Below are 16,606 nucleotides of genomic sequence, written 5' to 3'. Positions count from 1 at the left end.
CTTGATCCCATGGTGAATTGAGCAATCCAATAACCGTGAGACGATTTCGCGGAAAAGTGACCAATGGTTGAAGGAAACTCACCAGGGCAGGCAGCGCACCGCCTCCGGTCTGGCCATGGCGGTGCCGGGCCTAGTGCCATCCGGACAATCCTGCTGGTGCCTGTTCGCCGGCGGCAGTCCGGCGTCCCAGCCGGCGCTACCGCCAGCGACAAGGGGGGCGCTGGCGGCGGGGCGGCAGCGGCCGCGGACCGGGCTGCCGCCATGCGGGCAGAGGTAGCGCCGCGCCACCTCGCGCGCCGCCCCGGCCCGGTCGCGCGGGCCGGGCTCGGCCGCCGTGCCCGGCAACGGCGCCAGGCTGGCCAGCAACAGGAAAAGCCCGCGCCGGCGACGGAGCGACAAGGGACCGCGACCGTCAGGCATGTCGGCAGTCATCTCATTGTTGAAAGCCGGTGAGTACCAAGTTTGGCAACTGGTTGCGCAGGGTAGGCGTCGCCGCCATGGCGCGGCCCAGCACGGCTCCCAGGCCGCGTGGCATGGTATAGGGCAGGAATTCGACGGCGCCCAGCCGCGGGCACCAGCGCATCAGGGTCGGCGCGATGGCGTCGCGGGCGATGCCCCAGGGCATCGGCGGCAGGCGGTAGCGGGGGGTGTGGTGCAGCCCGCGCAGGGTCAGCAGCGACAACCAGGGCGGGATGGTGTCGAAGACCAGCCGCGCCCCCGGCAGCCGCTCCGCCATCCGGCCGAGCAGCCCGGCGACGGCGGCGGGCTCCAGATACATCAGCAGCCCCTGCGCCACGACGAAGACGGCCACCCCCGGCTCGGCCGCCGCCATCCAACCCGGGTCGAGAGCGCTGGCCGCCAGGTGGCGGAAGCGTTCCGTTGGCGGCAGGAAGCGCTCGCGCAGTCCGATCGCCTCCGGCAGGTCGACCGACAGCCAGCGCATGCGGCCATTGTCGACCCGGCGGGACTGGGTTTCGAGACCCTCGCCAAGCGAGATCACCAGCCCCTCCGGATGCTCGCCGAGCCAGGCGGCGAGGGCGCCGTCGATTGCCGCCGCCCGCGCCGCAAGCGAGCCTCCCGGCGTGCCGAAATGCCCGGCGAAATCGTAGTCGAGCGCCTGCATGATCCGGAGGCTCTCGGGGTCCCGCAGGACGCCGTCGGGGCGGGCGGCCTCGGCGGCGCGGTTGTACAGCGACCAGAGCATGGTCTCCGGCACCCCATCGAGGCCCGGGGCGATCCGGGCCGGGCCAGGGTCCGGAGGCTCCGATCGTTCAGCCACGCAGCCGCTTGACGTTCGCGGCGGCCGCCTGGTCGATCGGCGCCATCACCGCCGCATGGGCTTCCAGCGCCAGCCGGGCCATGGCGCCGGCGCCGGCCACCCACTGCCCGAACCAGGCGCGTGCGGCATCCGCCTGGGTGGCGAGCAGGCCCATCGGGGTCGGGCTGGCCAGCACCTCGGCCGCGACCCTGGCGCCACGCGCTGCTTCCCGGAGGGCGAGGCCGGTCAATTCCTGGCCGATCAGCACCGTCTGGTTGAGCAGGGCGGTGCCGGCATCGGCGAAGGCACGCGCCTTCTCCGGCACCATGCGGGCGAATTCGGCATGATCCGCACCGGCCGGGAAGACCATGGCGGCACCGCCGAGATGCATGCGGCGGACTAGCACCTCGGTCGCCGCCAATGCCAGCGCGCCGGTGCGGGAGTGGTGCCGGCCGAGGCTGGACAGGACATCAGCCGGCGGCTGGTCCGGGGGTGTCACGTCATGCTGCATCAGGAAATCCTGGGGTTCGAGGTTATGCTGCGTTGCAACATAACGCCGATCGCGAGGGATGATGCCGGGAATTCGCCCCAGCCGGGGATCACGCTTCCGGGCGCGGTCCATCGGCGGGCCTGACCTGGTCGCCGCTCCCGCACGGGATCGGATGCGCGGATCAAGTCCGCGCATGACGGAGGGACGTGACCCGCCCTGCGCGGTAGCCGCCAAGTCAGACGTCTACTTCGGCCTCATCCAGCTTCGCCGCATTCTCCTGGATGAATTTGAACCGCAGCTCCGGCTTGCGGCCCATCAGCGCTTCCATCAGCTCGGCGGTACGGGCGCGCTCCTCCGGCGGCAGGACCACCTTCAGCAGGGTGCGCTTCTTCGGGTCCATGGTGGTTTCCTTGAGCGACGCCGGGGGCATCTCTCCCAACCCCTTGAAGCGGCTGACTTCCACCTTCTGGTTCGGCTTGAACTCCTTCTTCAGCAGCCGCTCTCGATCCTGATCGTTCATGGCATAGACCGATTTGCCGCCGGCCTGCAGCCGGTACAGCGGCGGCTGCGCCAGATGCACCCGGCCCTGGCGGACCAGCTCCGGCAGCTCCTTGTAGAAGAAGGTCATCAGCAGGGCGGCGATATGCGCGCCGTCGACATCCGCATCGGTCATGATGACGACCCGGCCATAGCGCAGCCGGGCAATGTCGAAACGATCCCCCGCGCCGCAGCCGAGCGCCTCGATCAAATCCTTCAATTCCTGATTCTGTCGTAGCTTATCGGCTGATGCTGAGGCGACGTTCAGGATCTTGCCGCGCAACGGCAACACCGCCTGGGTCTCGCGGTCGCGCGCCTGCTTGGCGCTGCCGCCGGCGCTGTCGCCCTCCACCAGGAAGAGTTCGGTGCCCTCGGCGCTCTCCCGGGCGCAATCAGCCAGCTTGCCGGGCAGGCGCAGCTTGCGGGTCGCGGATTTGCGCGGGGTGTCCTTCTGCTCGCGCCGGCGGATGCGCTCCTCCGCCCGTTCGACCGCCCAGGCGAGGAGGTTGTCCGCGTTGCCGGGGTCGCCGGTCAGCCAGTGGTCGAAATGGTCGCGCATGGCGGCCTCGACCAGCCGGGAGGCTTCCGGACTCGTCAGCTTTTCCTTGGTCTGGCCCTGGAATTGCGGATCCCGGATGAAAACGCTCAGCATGCCGGCCATGCCGGAGAACAAATCCTCGGCGGTGACGCTTGTGGCCCGTTTCTCCTTCTTCAGCTCACCATAGGCCCGCAAGCCTTTGACAAGGGCCGCGCGCAACCCAGCCTCATGGGTGCCGCCCTGGCTGGTCGGGATGGTGTTGGCATAGGTGGAGAGGAAGCCCTCGCCCTGTTCCAGCCAGGTGATCGCCCATTCCACCCGGCCGGCGTTGTCGGCAAACGCCACCTCGCCGACGTAGGGGGCAGGGGTGACCTGGCTGCGGCCCTCGATCGCCGAGCCGAGGAAGTCGGCAAGGCCGCCGGGGAAGTGCAGGATGGCCTGGGCCGGGGTGTCGTCCTTCACCAGGGTGGGGTCGGAGGCCCAGCGGATCTCGACACCGCGGTAGAGATAGGCCTTGGAACGGCAGAGCCGGTACAGCCTGGCGGCGCTGAACTCCAGCTTGCCGAAGATCTCCGGGTCCGGCCTGAAGCGGATCGACGTGCCGCGGCGATTGTGGATGGCGCCGGCGTTCTTCAGCTTGCCGAGCGGCTTGCCGCGGGAATAGGCCTGGGTGAACAGGGTGCGGTCGCGCGCCACCTCCACCTCCAGCCGCTCGCTCAGCGCATTGACCACGCTGCTGCCGACGCCGTGCAGGCCGCCGGAGGTCTCATAGGATTTGCCGCTGAATTTGCCGCCCGAATGCAGCGTCGTAAAAATGACTTCCAAGGCACTGAGCTTGGGGAATTTTGGGTGCGGGTCGGTCGGGATACCACGGCCGTTGTCGCGCACCGTCAGCCAATTGCCGGGCTCCAAGGTCACCTCGATACGATCGGCATGGCCAGCCACCGCCTCATCCATCGAATTGTCGATGATCTCGGCGGCGAGGTGATGCAGCGCGGTCTCGTCGGTGCCGCCGATATACATGCCGGGCCGGCGTCGGACCGGCTCCAGCCCCTCCAGCACCTCGATATCCTTGGCGGAGTAGGAGGCGGGCTCGGGGGCCACGCTGCGCCCGGCCCGGCGCCCGCCGAACAGATCGTTCATGTCTTGTTCCCGTATTCCGGCCCAAGATAACCTTGGTGGCGGCGGGAAACAACGCCGTTGGCGTTAGGTCAGGGCTGCGGCCGCGTGCCGGCTGTTGGGAACCCGCCCTCACAGGGCGACTCGCAACCCCTATGGCGCACACCAAATGCGCGCATAAGTTGTATTTAGTATTCCTTATCGCTAAGCCTGCACCGCGGCGGGGCCCGGACCAACCGAAGGGGAGGGCGCCCCGCCCCGATATCGCCCGGCGCCGCCGGGCACCAGCCGCAGGGACATTACGCATGGCTCAGCCGAATGCCTACGAGCAGTATTTCCTCGAATTGGTGAACCGCGCCCGGGCCGACCCGGCCGCCGAGGCTGCCCGCCATGGCATTGGCCTGAACGACGGGCTGGCCGCCGGTACCATCTCCACCGCCGCCAAGGCGCCGCTCGCCTTCAACGCGGCGCTGCTCGACGCCGCCGATGCCCACAGTGCCTGGATGCTGGCCACCGACACCTTCTCCCACACCGGAGCCAACGGCAGCAGCGCCGGCGACCGGATGAAGGCGGCAGGCTACAGCTTCACCGGCAGCTGGAGCTGGGGCGAGAACATCGCCATCACCTGGGGCGGCAGCGGCGCCGTCACCCAGGCGCAGATCGACAGCTTCCATGCCGGACTGTTCCGCAGCCCCGGCCACCGCACCAACATCGAGAGCACCGGCTTCAGCGAGATCGGCATCGGCGTCGCCACCGGCGAGTACCAGGGCAGCAACGGCATCACCGCGACCGAGGTCTTCGCCCGTTCCGGCAGCGCGAGCTTTCTGCTCGGCGTCACCTTCGACGACCGCGACGGCGACCATCTCTACGACCCCGGCGAGGGGCTGGGTGGCGTCTCGATCGACATCCGCAACACCGCCGGCCAGACCTGGCACGCCACCAGCTGGGACGCCGGCGGCTGGCAACTCGCCCTGCCGACGGGGAGCTATTCGGTGACTTTCTCCGGCGGCGGTCTGGCGGCGCCGGTGACGAAGACCGCGGTCATCGGCAGTGTCAACGTCAAGCTCGACCTGGATGCCGATGTCACGTCGGCGCCGGCGGCCCTGCGTGGCACCGCGGCGGCGGATACGCTGAAGGGCGCCGCCGCAGCCGAGCTGATCCAGGGCCTTGGTGGCAATGACCGGCTGCAGGGCGGCGGCGGCAACGACACGTTGGAGGGCGGGGACGGGGCCGACCGGCTGTACGGCGATGCCGGCGACGACCGGCTCATCGGCGGCGCGGGGGCCGACACGCTGACCGGCGGCGCCGGCGCCGACCACTTCGTCTTCCTGGCCTTGTCCGACCGCCATGACAGCATCATGGATTTCGCTGCCGCGGCGGGCGACCTGCTGGATTTTTCGGCGCTGTTCGGCGCCGGACTCGACACCCAGGCGCAACTGCTGGCGGGCGGCTATCTGCGGCTCACCCAAGGTGGCTCGGGGGTGCGGGTCGAGCTGGACATGGACGGCGGTGGCAATCGCTTCGTCCAGATCGCGGCGCTGCACGGGACGACGGTCGCCGCGCTCGGCGACCACGCGATTATCGCCTGATCGGCGCGGCGAGGGGCGCCGGACGCCCCTCGACAGCGACCGGCGCCCTGGGGTCAGGGTGCCTTGTCGGCCGGTAGATGGGCTTCCAGCATCCACAGCATCTTATCAGTGGCGCGGGACTGCTCGGTCAGCAGGTCGGCGGTGTCGGCATCGCCGGCTTCGTCGGTCTGGTCGATGCCCTCGCGCAGGGTCTTGGCGACCATGGCGTAGCGGTCGGCCAGAGCCTTCACATGATCCATGCCGGCGTAGAGGTCGGTGGGGTAGGGCGGCAGGCGGGTGCCGCCGGCGACCACTTGGCTGGTGCCATTGGCGGTGCCGCCGAGCTGGACGATGCGCTCGGCCAGATCGTCGGTGGAGGTGACGAGGGCGGTATAGAATTCCTCGAACAGCCGGTGCAACTCGCCGAAATGCGGGCCCTTGACGTTCCAATGAGCCTGGCGCGTGGCGTTGAACAGGTCGGTCGAGTCGGCTAGGCAGCCCTGCAGCACGCCGATCGAGACCTGCTTGGCGTTGGTCGGCACGTCGTTGCGGGTGGACTGGATGGCTGCGGATTTATCGGCGGATTTCGCCATGCTTGCTGTCCTCTTGGGTGTTGCACATGCAGATGTGGCGACACCTCGCGCCGAGGGCCACCCCCGGCGCGTTGCGTCTGCCATATGCCAGCGCCGGAACGCCGCCGCCGGGCGCATGACAAACATGTGCGCAACCACGCTGGCGTCCGGATTCTGCCCTGGCGATGATCCTGCGGACGCCCCTCGTGGAGGATCAGCATGGGACCGCGCCAGGAGCATGTAAGGATGTTCGCCGGCTACAACCGCTGGGCCAACCAGCGCCTCTATGCCGCCGCGGCGCGGCTGACGCCGGCGGCGCTCGCGGAGGATCGCGGGGCCTTCTTCGGCTCGCTGCTCGGCACCTTGAACCATCTGCTGGTGACCGACCGCCTGTGGCTGGCGCGGCTGGAGGGCGAGAGCCCGCGCGGCACCCGGCTGGATGCGATGCCGTATGGGGATTTCGCCGCCTTGCAGACGGCGCGCCAGGCCGAGGATGAGCGGCTGATCGGCTACGTCGCGGCGCTGGATGAGGCGCGGCTGGCCGCGCCGCTTACCTACGCCACCACCAGCGGTGCGGCGCAATCCCAGCCGCTGCATCAGGCGCTGGCCCATCTGTTCAACCACCAGACCCACCACCGCGGCCAGGCGCATCACTTGCTCGGGCTGGTGCTGGGGCGCGAAGGGACGCCGGTGCTCGACCTGCTGGCCTTCCAGCGCGTCGCTGCCGTGGCGCCGCAATAGCTTCCTCTTCCGGTCGCCCGGATGCCCGCGGGAATCAGTTGCCTTTGGAGTGTCCTTCCCCGCCATTGCCGCGCAAGGCCGTGCCGAAGTGCTGACCGGGAGGGGCCAGCCGGGGCCTCGCAAGGCTGCGCCACGGCTCCACGGGGAAGCCCTATGGCTCCACCTGGATGAACCGGGCCGCCTCGGGTGGCTCGCCACGGTGCAGCGCCGCTGCACGGGCCAGGGCCGCATGGTCGGAATCGGTCAGTCGCGCTGCCTCCCGCAGATGCTCCGTCCAGCTTGCCACTGCCCAGAGCTCCACCCAGCGCTCGGGATGCGCCACATCCTCGCACAGCCGCCAATCCTCGGCGCCGGAGCGCAGCCGGACCCGCCGTACCTCCTGCATGGCGGCAAGGAAGGCGGCGCGTTCCGCCGGGTCTATGCGATAGCGCACCACCTCCAGCACCCGGCCCGACCGTTCGCCGAGCACCGGGCGAAGCTCATCCGCCGGCGCCTCCGGCTGCGGGATGGCGGCGACGGTAGCCGGGGTTTGCGCCACGGCGACGGAATCGATCCGCCAGCGCCGCACCAGCACGGCGGCGATCGCGGCACCCACCGCGGCGGCGCCGAGCGCCAGCGGCACCCCGAAGCGCCCACCGAGCCAGCCGGCGAGCGCCGCGCCCGCCGCCATGACGCCGAAGAAGCTGAGCTGATAGATCGCGATCGCCCGCGCCCGCACCCAGCCCGGCGCCGCCAGCTGCGCTGCCGCGGCCAGGGTGCTGCCGGCGGCGATCCAGGAGGCGCCGTAGAGCAGCATCCCGAGCGCCGCCAGCGCCCAGTGCTGCGCGACGGCCAGCAGCGCCATCGACACCGCGCCGATGAGCGAGGCCCAGAGCACCATCCCGCTGCGGTCCAGCCGCCCGCGCAGCGCCGGCAGGGCGAAGCCGGCGGCGACCGCCGAGCCGCCCATCACCCCGAGCATCAGCCCGAAGGCCTGCGGCCCAAGGCCCAGTTGCTGTCGTACGAACAGCGGCAGCAGCCCCCAGACCGCGGCGCTGAACAGGAAGAAGGTGCAGGCCCGCAGGATCGCCGCCCGCATCGCCGGGCTGGCCGAGACGAAGCGCAGCCCGGCCCGCATGGCGGAGACCAGATGCTCCTTCGGCCCGCCCCCCGGCGCCTCGCGCCGCTTCCACAGGAGCAGCGCCAGGATCAGCACCAGGAAGGCGACTGCGTTCAGCGCGAAGGCGGCTTCCGGCCCGGCCCAGGCGATGGCGAAGCCGCCGATCGCCGGGCCGAGCGCCCGGGCCAGGTTGAAGCCGATGCCGTTGAGCGCGATGGCGCCGACCAGGTCCTCGCGCGGCACCAGCTCATTGGTGGTGGCGGCCCAGGCGGGGAAGTTCATCGCGCTGCCCGCACCGATCGCGAAGGTCAGCGCCAGCAGCCCCCAGGCGCCGATGTTGCCGGTCATGGTCAGCGCCGTCAGGATCAGCGCCATCGCCAGGATCCAGGCCTGGGCGCCAATCAGGAACAGCCGCCGGTCAATGATGTCGGCCAGAGCGCCGGCCGGCAGCGCCAGCAGGAAGACCGGCAGCATGGAGGCAGCCTGCACCAGGCTGACCATCATCGGGCTGGGATCGAGGCTTGTCATCAGCCACCCGGCGCCGGTGTTCTGCATCCAGCCGCCGATGTTGCTGGCCAGGGTCGCCAGCCAGAGGCTGCGGAACACGCCATGGCGCAGCGGCAGGAAGGCGCGCGGCAGGGGGATGCGTCGCGGGGCGAATCTCGGCATGGACCGCTTCTGCCCGTGGCCGGTCGCGGCGCCAAGGGAAACCACGGCGACAAGCTTGCGAGGCCGGGCCCGCCGCCCCAACTCGGACCTTATGGCAACTGATGGCGGCTTCGAGGCGTTCTGGCCTGCCTATCTGCGGGACCATGCCCGCCCGGCCACCCGGGCGGTGCATGTCGGCGGGACCCTGGCCGGGGCGGCGGTGTTGCTGGCCGGGGTGATCGCCGGGTCGTGGTGGCTGATGCTGCTGGCGCCGGTGCTGGGCTACGGCTGCGCCTGGGGGTCGCATCTGCTGGTGGAGCGCAACCGCCCCGCCACCTTCCGTCACCCGCTGTGGTCGCTGCGTGGCGATCTGCGCATGGCCTGGCTGGCGGTCACCGGCCGGCTCGGGGCGGAACTGCGCCGGCACGGGCTGTAGGGTCGGGCCCGCGTCCGGCGAGCTGGCAGCGTGGCTGCAATATCGCAACGAACTCGGTCAGGACGGATCGCGGAGGGCGCGAATGCCCCGGCGCGTAAATCCGCTGTAGGCGGCCGCCCGCCGCCCGACCTGCGCCGTAACCGAGCCACCACTCCGGATCCGAAGCCAGGCCCGTGGAACCCAATGCCTGCTGGTGACCTTCCACGGCTTGGCGGCGGAAGGCGGCCGACGCGCTGGTCGGGAGAGGTCCCGAGGGTCCTGCAAAGCCGCCCAGCGGCTTCGCGGGGATGCATCAGAACTCGGCGTCGAGGTCGAGTTCGGCGATGCCCTGCTCCGGCTCGCGCTCCGCCGCGGTGATCCACTCCCGCACCGCCGGCCAGGTCAGGATGGTGCGGGCATAGGCCTCGCAGCCCGGGTCCAGCGCCACCGCATAGGTGCGGAAGCGGGTGACCACCGGGGCGAACATCGCATCGGCGACGCTCGGCCTGGTACCGAACAGCCAGGGGCCGTCCCATTCCGCCAGGCAGTCGCGCCAAAGCTTCAGGATACGCTCGATGTCGGCCCGTGCCGCCGACCAGATGGTGAAGCCGGGGATGGTCGTCCGCAGGTTCATCGGCAGGGTGGAGCGCAGCGCGTGGAAGCCGGCATGCATCTCGCCGCTGATCGCCCGGCAGCGGGCGCGGGCGATGCGCTCCTCCGGCATCATCCGCGCCTCGGGGTAGCGCTCGTTCAGGTATTCGGCGATCGCCAGCGTGTCCCACAGCTCGGCGCCCTCGTGCGAGAGGCAGGGCAGCAGGATGGAGGAGGATTGCAGCAGCAGCTCCGCCCGCGCCGAGGGATCGTCGGGCGAGACGGTGTCGACGGTGAAGTCGAGCCCCGCCATCCGGGCCAGCAGGAAGCCGCGCATCGACCAGGAGGAGTAATTGCGGCTGCTGATGTGCAGCACCGCCGGCACGGCCACGGCGGGTGCCTCCGGCGGCGCGGCCCTGCGGCGCTTCGGCTCGGGCATCGCTGTCTCCTCGGCTTGGCGGCGTGGATCGAGACTAGCAGCGCCTTCGCTGTTGCGAAATGGTACATCACTGCCACGATAGGGACGCTGCCATGCTGCACCCTGTCGTCCGCCGCCCCCGGAGTACCCGCCTGCCTATGATCTACCATCTTTACCAGGCCCGGCAGGACCTGCTCACGCCGATGCGACGGCTGGCGCGCGGCTGGGGCGGCATCCTCTCGACGATGGACAGCGCGCATCCCGCCTTCTTCCCGCTCCACGCCACCCGCGCCGCGCTTGAGGTCTTCGCCGATTACGCAGTCACCCATACCCGGCCGGCGTTCGGCATCGACGCGGTGCGGGTCGGCAACCGCGTGGTCGCGGTCACCGAGGAGGTGGTGCAGGCGACGCCCTTCGCCAGCCTGCTGCATTTCCGCAAGGCCATTGAGGTGAGGCTGCCGCGGGTGCTGGTGGTGGCGCCGATGTCCGGGCATTTCGCCACCCTGCTGCGCAACACCGTGCAGGTGCTGCTGCAGGACCACGACGTCTACATCACCGATTGGCACAACGCCCGTGACATCCCGGTGGCCGAGGGGCGCTTCGGCCTCGATGAGTTCACCGCCCACATCATGGAGTTCCTGCGCGCCATCGGTCCCGGCAGCCATGTGCTGGCGGTGTGCCAGCCGGTGGTCTCGGTGCTCTCGGCGGTCGCGCTGATGGCCGAGGAGCGCGATTGCGCGACGCCGCGGACCATGACCCTGATGGCCGGGCCGATCGACACCCGCATCAAGCCGACCAAGGTGAACGAGCTGGCCAACAGCAAATCGATCGACTGGTTCGAGCGCAACCTGGTCGCCAAGGTGCCCTGGCGGCACAAGGGCGGCGGCCGGCGGGTCTACCCCGGTGCGCTGCAGCTGACGGCCTTCATGTCGATGAACCTCGGCCGGCATGCCAAGGCGTACCAGGACCAGTTCCTCCACCTGCTCGATGGCGACCTGGCCAAGGCCGGGCAGCACCGCCGCTTCTACGACGAGTACCTGGCCGTCATGGACCTGCCGGCCGAGTTCTACCTGGAGACCGTCGGCACCGTGTTCCAGCAGCATGCGCTGCCGCTCGGCACCCTGGAATGGCGTGGCCGCCGCGTGCGGCCGGAGGCGATCCGCCGCACCGCGGTGATGACGGTGGAAGGCGAGAAGGACGATATCTGCGCGGTGGGCCAGACCATGGCGGCGCTCGACCTCTGCCGCGGCGTGCCGGTGACGATGAAGCGTCACCACCTGCAGACCGGCGTCGGCCATTACGGCGTATTCAGCGGCCGGCGCTGGGCGCAGGAGATCTATCCGCGGGTGCGGGAGATGATCCAGTCCTATTCGGACGCCCTCTGAATGCAGCGGGCGACGGCGGCCGCTCGGCGGTTCGGCGGCAGGTGGCAGCGGCGGATGGACCGGTTCTTCCATCTCACGGAACGCAGGACGAACCTGCGCACCGAGGGGCTGGCCGGCGTCACCACCTTCCTGACCATGGTCTATGTCGTCATCATCAACCCGGCGGTCCTGGCGCAGGCGGGGGTCGACCAGGGTGCCGCCTTCGTCGCCACCTGCCTGGCCGCCGCCATCGGCTCGGCGCTGATGGGGCTGCTGGCGAATTTCCCCATTGCCCTGGCGCCGGGGATGGGACTGAACGCCTATTTCGCCTATGCCGTGGTGCTCGGCATGGGGGTGCCGTGGCAGGTGGCGCTGGGGGCGGTGTTCCTCTCCGGGCTGCTGTTCATGCTGGTGTCGGTGCTGGAGATGCGGGAATGGCTGATCAACGGCATCCCGCTCAGCCTGAAGCTCGGCATCGCCGCCGGCATCGGCTGTTTCCTCGGCCTGATCGGCCTCAAGACCATGGGGCTGGTGATCGACAACCCGGCCACCCTGCTCGGGATCGGCGATTTGCGTGAGCCGGCGACCCTGCTTGGCGCCGTCGGCTTCCTGCTGATCGGCATCTTCACGGTGTGGCGGGTGCCGGGGGCCATCGTGCTCGGCATCCTGATCACCGCGGCGCTCGGCGTGCCCTTCGGATTGACCGAGATCGGCGGAGTGGTCAGCCTGCCGCCGTCGCTGGCACCCACCTTCCTGCACCTCGACATCGCCGGCGCCCTGGGTATCGGCATCACCGGCATCGTCTTCAGCTTCTTCCTAGTCGACCTGCTGGACAACACCGGGACGCTGATCGCCACCACCCGCCGCGCCGGGCTGATGCGCAAGGACGGCACCGTGCCCAACCTCGGGCCGGCGTTGCTGGCGGACAGCGGCGGCGCGGTGATCGGCGCGGTGCTCGGCACCTCCACCACGGTCAGCTACATGGAGAGCGCCTCCGGCGTGCAGGCCGGCGGGCGCACCGGGCTGAACGCGGTCACCGTCGCGGTGCTGTTTCTGGTGACGCTGTTCCTCTCGCCGCTCGCCACCGGCGTTCCCGGCTTCGCCACCGCTCCGGCGCTGGTCTTCGTCGCCTGTCTGATGGTCCAGGCGCTGCGCGAGTTGGGGTGGGAGGACCCGACCGAATACGTGCCCGCGGTGATCACCACCCTGGCGACGCCCTTCACCTTCTCCATCGCCACCGGCATCGGCCTCGGCTTCATCACCTATGCGATGCTGAAGACGGCGGCCGGGCGGGCGCGCGAGGTCACCGCCGCAGTCTGGCTGCTGGCCGGGCTGTGCCTGGTGAAGCTCATCCTGGGCTGACGCCGGCGGCCCCTGTGCCGCCGGGCCTTGCCCCAGGCGGCGGGGCGGACGCATCCTCGCCGTTCCGCGCGAGGACGCCGCCGTGCCCAGCCCCATCTGCCTTAGCTTCGACAACGGGCCGGAGCCGGAGGCGACTCCCTTCGTGCTCGATGTGCTGGCCCGCCGCCGCATTCCGGCGATCTTCTTCGTGGTGGGAGAGAAATTGCGCGACCCGGCCCGGCGGGCGCTGGCGGAGCGCGCCAGGGCGGAGGGGCATCCGGTCGGCAACCACACCCTGACCCATGGGGTGCCGCTCGGACGCCGCGGCGGCGCCGAGGCGGTGGCGGAGATCGCCAAGACCGATGCGCTGCTCGGCAGGCTGCGCGAGCCGGAGCGCCTGTTCCGGCCGAATGGCGGCGGCGGTGAACTCGGGCCGCATCTGCTGAACGCCAGTGCGGTGCGGCACCTGCGGGCGGGTGGCCATACGGTGGTGCTGTGGAACGCCGTGCCGCGCGACTTCGCCGCGCCGGATGACTGGCCGGCGACCGCTTTCGCCCAGCATGCGGCGGCAACCGGGCCGCTGCTGATGGTGCTGCATGACCTGCCGAACGGGGCGATGCGGCATCTGGACCGGGTGCTGGGGCGTTGGCAGGACCTCGGGGTGGAGTTCCTCGCCACGCCCCCGGCAGCCTGCGTGCCTCTGCGCGCCGGCGTGCCGACCGAGGCGCTTGACCGTTATGTCTCGGCGGATCCCGCACCCTGAACCGCGCCTGCCGTCCTTCCCCACCAGATCGCTGAAACGAGACCTGGGCAAGACACCAGCCACGCACAGGAAGTAGCGGAGGCGCTCCATCAGGCACGCGCTGCAGCGCTCATCCACCACAGCCCAATATCCTTGATCATGATGCCTGATGCGGAGCACGGTTTGCTGCCCGGAGCGGATCGTGGAGCGGCGTGAACGCAATCCGCTGTAGGTCTTCAGGGAGGAGATCGCCATGTACGTATCGATACGGCGGTATCGCGGGATTGGCGCAACGGCCGAGCAGATGGTCCCGAAGGCAATCCAGGGCCTGCTTCCCATCCTCAGGCAGTCAGACGGCTTCGCCGCCTACTGCGTCATCACGGGTGATGATGCCGACCTTCATTCCATCAGCCTGTTCGACACCCGGGAGGCAGCGAACGCCGCCTACGACAAGGTCCGTGCCTGGGTGCAGGCCAATCTCAGTGGATGGATACGGAGCCCGCCCGAGATCATGCAGGGCGGGTCGGCAAACCACGATCTGACGCAGCTGCGCAGCGGTGCGACGGACAAGGTTTTCGCCAGGGTGAACCGCTACACCGGGCGCCGGGGCTCGATCGAGGAGATGAGGCGACGGGTCGACCAGGACATCCTGCCGGTTATGCGGGGGCAGGCCGGCTTCCGCGGCTTCGTCAACCTGATGTCCGACCAGGACCCCACCCGCGGCGCCGCCATCTCCTTCTGGCAGAACGCCGAGGCGGCAAACGCCTGGGCCAGCCACTTCACCCAAGCACTCCTGCCGAAGCTGCGTGACATTCTGCCCGACCCGCCGGAGAGTGCCTCCGGGATGAGTGTCCTGCTGGTGACCTCACCCGCGGCCGGGCGCGACCCTGCGGCCTGAGCCGCCGGGAAGCGTCAGGCCGTGCCAAGTCGCACCGCTGCACCGGCGGCGCCGGCCAACGGGGAGGATCCTGCGCCATGCTGCGTCGTACCATGTTGGCGAGCCTCGCCGCGCTGCCGGCCCGTGCCGCCGAATGGCCGGACCGGCCGCTGCGGATGATCGTGCCCTTCGCCGCCGGCACCACCACCGACATCCTCGGCCGCATCGCCGCCACCGCCATCTCTCGCGGCGTCGGCCAGCCGGTGGTGGTGGACAACCGGGCCGGCGCCGGCGGCACGGTCGGCAGCGCGGCGGTCGCCCAGGCGGCGGCGGATGGCCATACCCTGCTGTTCGGCACCAGCGGCACCATGGCGACCAACCCGATCATCATGCCGGGCATCCCCTACGACCCGTTGCGCGATTTCGCGCCGGTCGCCAGCTTCGCCCGCACCAGCGTGGTGCTCGGTGCGCGGCCGCAACTCGGGGCGGGGGATGACGCGGAGTTCCTGGCACTCGGTCGCAGGCAGACGCTTTCAGTGGGGACCGCCGGTACCGGCACCACCGGCCACCTTACCCAGGCGCTGATCGCGCTGCGCAGCGGTGTCACGCTGACCCATGTGCCCTACCGCGACGGCGCGCGGGCGATCGCCGACCTGTTGAACGGTACGCTCGATGCCATGGTCTACCACCCGCTCGGCTTCCTGCCGCACATCCGCAGCGGTGCGATCCGCCCCCTCGCGGTGACTGGCAAGGCACGGCATTTCCTCTTTCCCGAGGTGCCGACGCTGATCGAGGCCGGGCTGCCCGGCGCGGTGGTGGAGGGGTGGTGGGGCGTCTTTGCCCCGGCCGGGACGCCGGCGCCGGTCATCGGCCGGCTGAATGCGCTGGTGAATGTGGCGCTGACCGACCCGGCGACCCGGGCGGAGTTGGAGCGGCAGGGGCTGGAGGTGATGGGCGGCACGCCCGAGGAGCTTGCCGACCATACCCGCAGCGAATTGGCGCGGCAGCGCGAGGTGGTGCAGGCGGCGGGCATCACGGCGGAGTAGGGCAGGGCCGGGAGCCCGGCCCTTCACGACCCTACGGCAGCAGCGCCTGCGCCTCCGCCCACAGCCGCTGCACCAGTGCCCCCGCCGGCTCCGCCGTTCCGAGGGCGGCGCCCTGGCCGGCCCATGTCTGCATGCGGGAGGCGTCGCCGGCCGCCTCGGCCGCCGCCCGCACCGGCGCCATCATCGCGCGCTGCACCGGATAGGGGGCCGGGCGGAGGTCCCCGGCGAAGGCCTCGGTGACCGCATTGCGAATGCCGCGGGCCAGCCGGCCGGAGAAGGCGCGGGTCAGCACGGTATCCTCCGGCTTCGCAACAGCCAGCGCCGCCGCCCAGGCCGGGTGCAGCCCGGTCTCCGGGCAGCGGAGGAAGGCGGTGCCGAGTTGGACCGCGCTGGCGCCGAGGGTCAGCGCCGCGGCAATCCCCCGGCCGTCCATGATGCCGCCGGCCGCGATCACCGGAATGCCCACCGCATCCACGACCTGCGGCAGCAGCGCGAACAGCCCATTGAGCCCGGCTTCGGCCGCACCAGGGTCGAAGCTGCCACGGTGCCCGCCGGCCTCGGCACCCTGTGCCACCACCGCCGCGGCGCCGGCAGCCTCGGCGGCGCGGGCTTCGGCGACCGTGGTCGCATTGGCGAACCAAGCGATGCCGCGCTCGGCCAGGCGCGCCGCGACCTCCGGCGGGAGGACCCCCATGATGCAGGAGGCGACCACCGGCCCCGCTGTCAGCAGTGCCTCCAGCTGGGCGGCGAAATCCTGGACGAAGGGGCCGGGGCCGGGGTCCGGCACGGCGATGCCGGCCAGCCGCTCCAGCCTCTCCCGCACCCGTGCCTCATGCGCCGCGTCGCGGACCGGGGCGGGGTCGGGAATCCAGAGGTTGATCTGGAAGGCGCCGTTGCTGCGGCTGCGGAAGCTGGCGACCCAGTCGGCCATGGCCGCCGGGCTGCTCATCAGCGCGCCGAAGCCGCCCATGCCGCCGGCCGAAGCAACCGCGGCGGCAAGCGGCGGCGGGCAGGCTCCGGCCATCGGCGCCTGCAGGATCGGGACGCGCAGGTCATGGCGGGAGCAGAAGGCGGCGGCACGGCTACGGGCATCGGTCATGGTCATTCCCTCCGCAGCCCAAGGTGGCCGTCCAGCGCGCCAGACGCCAGAGCCGCGGCGGTGGGACCGCCATCGGCACCGCACGAGCATCTGCAAGGGTGGCGTCCCACGAAGCCATGGCCCCATAGTTCGGAACGGCGCCA

The 16,606-nt window shown here is 70.6% G+C and carries 16 protein-coding genes; 8 read left to right on the top strand and 8 right to left on the bottom strand.

From position 1 onward, the window contains the following. Nucleotides 1-78: 78 nt before the first annotated feature. The 4 genes from H7965_RS08270 to parE form a co-directional block, all read right to left on the bottom strand. The gene (locus H7965_RS08270) at nucleotides 79-420 is read right to left on the bottom strand and encodes a hypothetical protein (RefSeq protein ID WP_186770095.1); all 342 of its coding nucleotides are present in this window, start codon (nucleotides 418-420) and stop codon (nucleotides 79-81) included. Between the two features lie 13 nt (nucleotides 421-433). Then, on the bottom strand, nucleotides 434-1,279 hold the full coding sequence (locus tag H7965_RS08265; RefSeq protein ID WP_222440519.1) for a class I SAM-dependent methyltransferase: 846 nt from the start codon (nucleotides 1,277-1,279) through the stop codon (nucleotides 434-436). After that, nucleotides 1,272-1,769, bottom strand: a complete 498-nt coding sequence (locus tag H7965_RS08260; protein WP_186770094.1) for a hypothetical protein — start codon at nucleotides 1,767-1,769, stop codon at nucleotides 1,272-1,274. The genes H7965_RS08265 and H7965_RS08260 overlap by 8 nt, the downstream gene beginning before the upstream one ends. A 214-nt stretch (nucleotides 1,770-1,983) precedes the next feature. After that, a complete protein-coding gene (parE, locus tag H7965_RS08255) occupies nucleotides 1,984-3,966 on the bottom strand; it encodes a DNA topoisomerase IV subunit B (protein WP_186770093.1) in 1,983 nt (660 codons plus the stop codon). A gap of 281 nt (nucleotides 3,967-4,247) precedes the next feature. Between parE and H7965_RS08250 the strand changes: the two genes are divergently transcribed. Beyond that, a complete protein-coding gene (locus H7965_RS08250; RefSeq protein ID WP_186770092.1) occupies nucleotides 4,248-5,531 on the top strand; it encodes a CAP domain-containing protein in 1,284 nt (427 codons plus the stop codon). A gap of 53 nt (nucleotides 5,532-5,584) precedes the next feature. On the opposite strand, the gene dps is transcribed toward H7965_RS08250, so the two are convergent. Next, nucleotides 5,585-6,103 carry a DNA starvation/stationary phase protection protein Dps gene (dps, locus tag H7965_RS08245; protein ID WP_186770091.1) on the bottom strand — a complete coding sequence of 173 codons (519 nt, stop codon included), beginning with the start codon at nucleotides 6,101-6,103 and terminating at the stop codon, nucleotides 5,585-5,587. A 198-nt stretch (nucleotides 6,104-6,301) separates the two neighbouring features. On the opposite strand from dps, the gene H7965_RS08240 reads away from it, so the two are divergent. After that, nucleotides 6,302-6,823 carry a DinB family protein gene (locus tag H7965_RS08240; RefSeq protein WP_186770090.1) on the top strand — a complete coding sequence of 174 codons (522 nt, stop codon included), beginning with the start codon at nucleotides 6,302-6,304 and terminating at the stop codon, nucleotides 6,821-6,823. 151 nt (nucleotides 6,824-6,974) lie between these two features. Here the strand turns inward: H7965_RS08240 and H7965_RS08235 are convergent, their stop codons facing one another. After that, entirely contained in the window at nucleotides 6,975-8,591 is a 1,617-nt protein-coding gene (locus tag H7965_RS08235; RefSeq protein ID WP_186770089.1) for an MFS transporter, read from the bottom strand. A gap of 91 nt (nucleotides 8,592-8,682) precedes the next feature. On the opposite strand from H7965_RS08235, the gene H7965_RS08230 reads away from it, so the two are divergent. Beyond that, complete coding sequence (locus tag H7965_RS08230) at nucleotides 8,683-9,006, top strand: DUF962 domain-containing protein (protein WP_186770088.1); 324 nt, start codon at nucleotides 8,683-8,685, stop codon at nucleotides 9,004-9,006. Between the two features lie 292 nt (nucleotides 9,007-9,298). Here H7965_RS08230 and H7965_RS08225 read toward each other — a convergent pair whose 3' ends face one another. Further along, the gene (locus tag H7965_RS08225; protein WP_186770087.1) at nucleotides 9,299-10,015 is read right to left on the bottom strand and encodes a glutathione S-transferase; all 717 of its coding nucleotides are present in this window, start codon (nucleotides 10,013-10,015) and stop codon (nucleotides 9,299-9,301) included. 137 nt (nucleotides 10,016-10,152) lie between these two features. On the opposite strand from H7965_RS08225, the gene H7965_RS08220 reads away from it, so the two are divergent. The 5 genes from H7965_RS08220 to H7965_RS08200 all read left to right on the top strand — a co-directional run bounded on the left by H7965_RS08220 (nucleotide 10,153) and on the right by H7965_RS08200 (nucleotide 15,364). Continuing rightward, entirely contained in the window at nucleotides 10,153-11,379 is a 1,227-nt protein-coding gene (locus H7965_RS08220) for a polyhydroxyalkanoate depolymerase (protein ID WP_186770086.1), read from the top strand. Nucleotides 11,380-11,433: 54 nt separating this feature from the next. Further along, complete coding sequence (locus H7965_RS08215; RefSeq protein WP_186770085.1) at nucleotides 11,434-12,720, top strand: NCS2 family permease; 1,287 nt, start codon at nucleotides 11,434-11,436, stop codon at nucleotides 12,718-12,720. 82 nt (nucleotides 12,721-12,802) lie between these two features. Continuing rightward, nucleotides 12,803-13,462: a polysaccharide deacetylase family protein gene (locus H7965_RS08210; protein WP_186770084.1), complete on the top strand. Its 660-nt coding sequence runs from the start codon at nucleotides 12,803-12,805 to the stop codon at nucleotides 13,460-13,462. Nucleotides 13,463-13,694: 232 nt separating this feature from the next. Then, nucleotides 13,695-14,339, top strand: coding sequence for an antibiotic biosynthesis monooxygenase family protein (locus H7965_RS08205; RefSeq protein ID WP_186770083.1), 645 nt, complete (start codon nucleotides 13,695-13,697; stop codon nucleotides 14,337-14,339). Nucleotides 14,340-14,416: 77 nt separating this feature from the next. Continuing rightward, complete coding sequence (locus tag H7965_RS08200; RefSeq protein WP_186770082.1) at nucleotides 14,417-15,364, top strand: Bug family tripartite tricarboxylate transporter substrate binding protein; 948 nt, start codon at nucleotides 14,417-14,419, stop codon at nucleotides 15,362-15,364. A 31-nt stretch (nucleotides 15,365-15,395) separates the two neighbouring features. Here the strand turns inward: H7965_RS08200 and H7965_RS08195 are convergent, their stop codons facing one another. After that, on the bottom strand, nucleotides 15,396-16,463 hold the full coding sequence (locus tag H7965_RS08195) for an NAD(P)H-dependent flavin oxidoreductase (protein ID WP_186770081.1): 1,068 nt from the start codon (nucleotides 16,461-16,463) through the stop codon (nucleotides 15,396-15,398). Nucleotides 16,464-16,606 lie beyond the last annotated feature (143 nt).

The sequence above is a fragment of the Siccirubricoccus deserti genome (assembly GCF_014283215.1).
Taxonomy (GTDB): domain Bacteria; phylum Pseudomonadota; class Alphaproteobacteria; order Acetobacterales; family Acetobacteraceae; genus Siccirubricoccus; species Siccirubricoccus deserti.
This window is presented reverse-complemented; position numbering and strand designations above follow the sequence as displayed.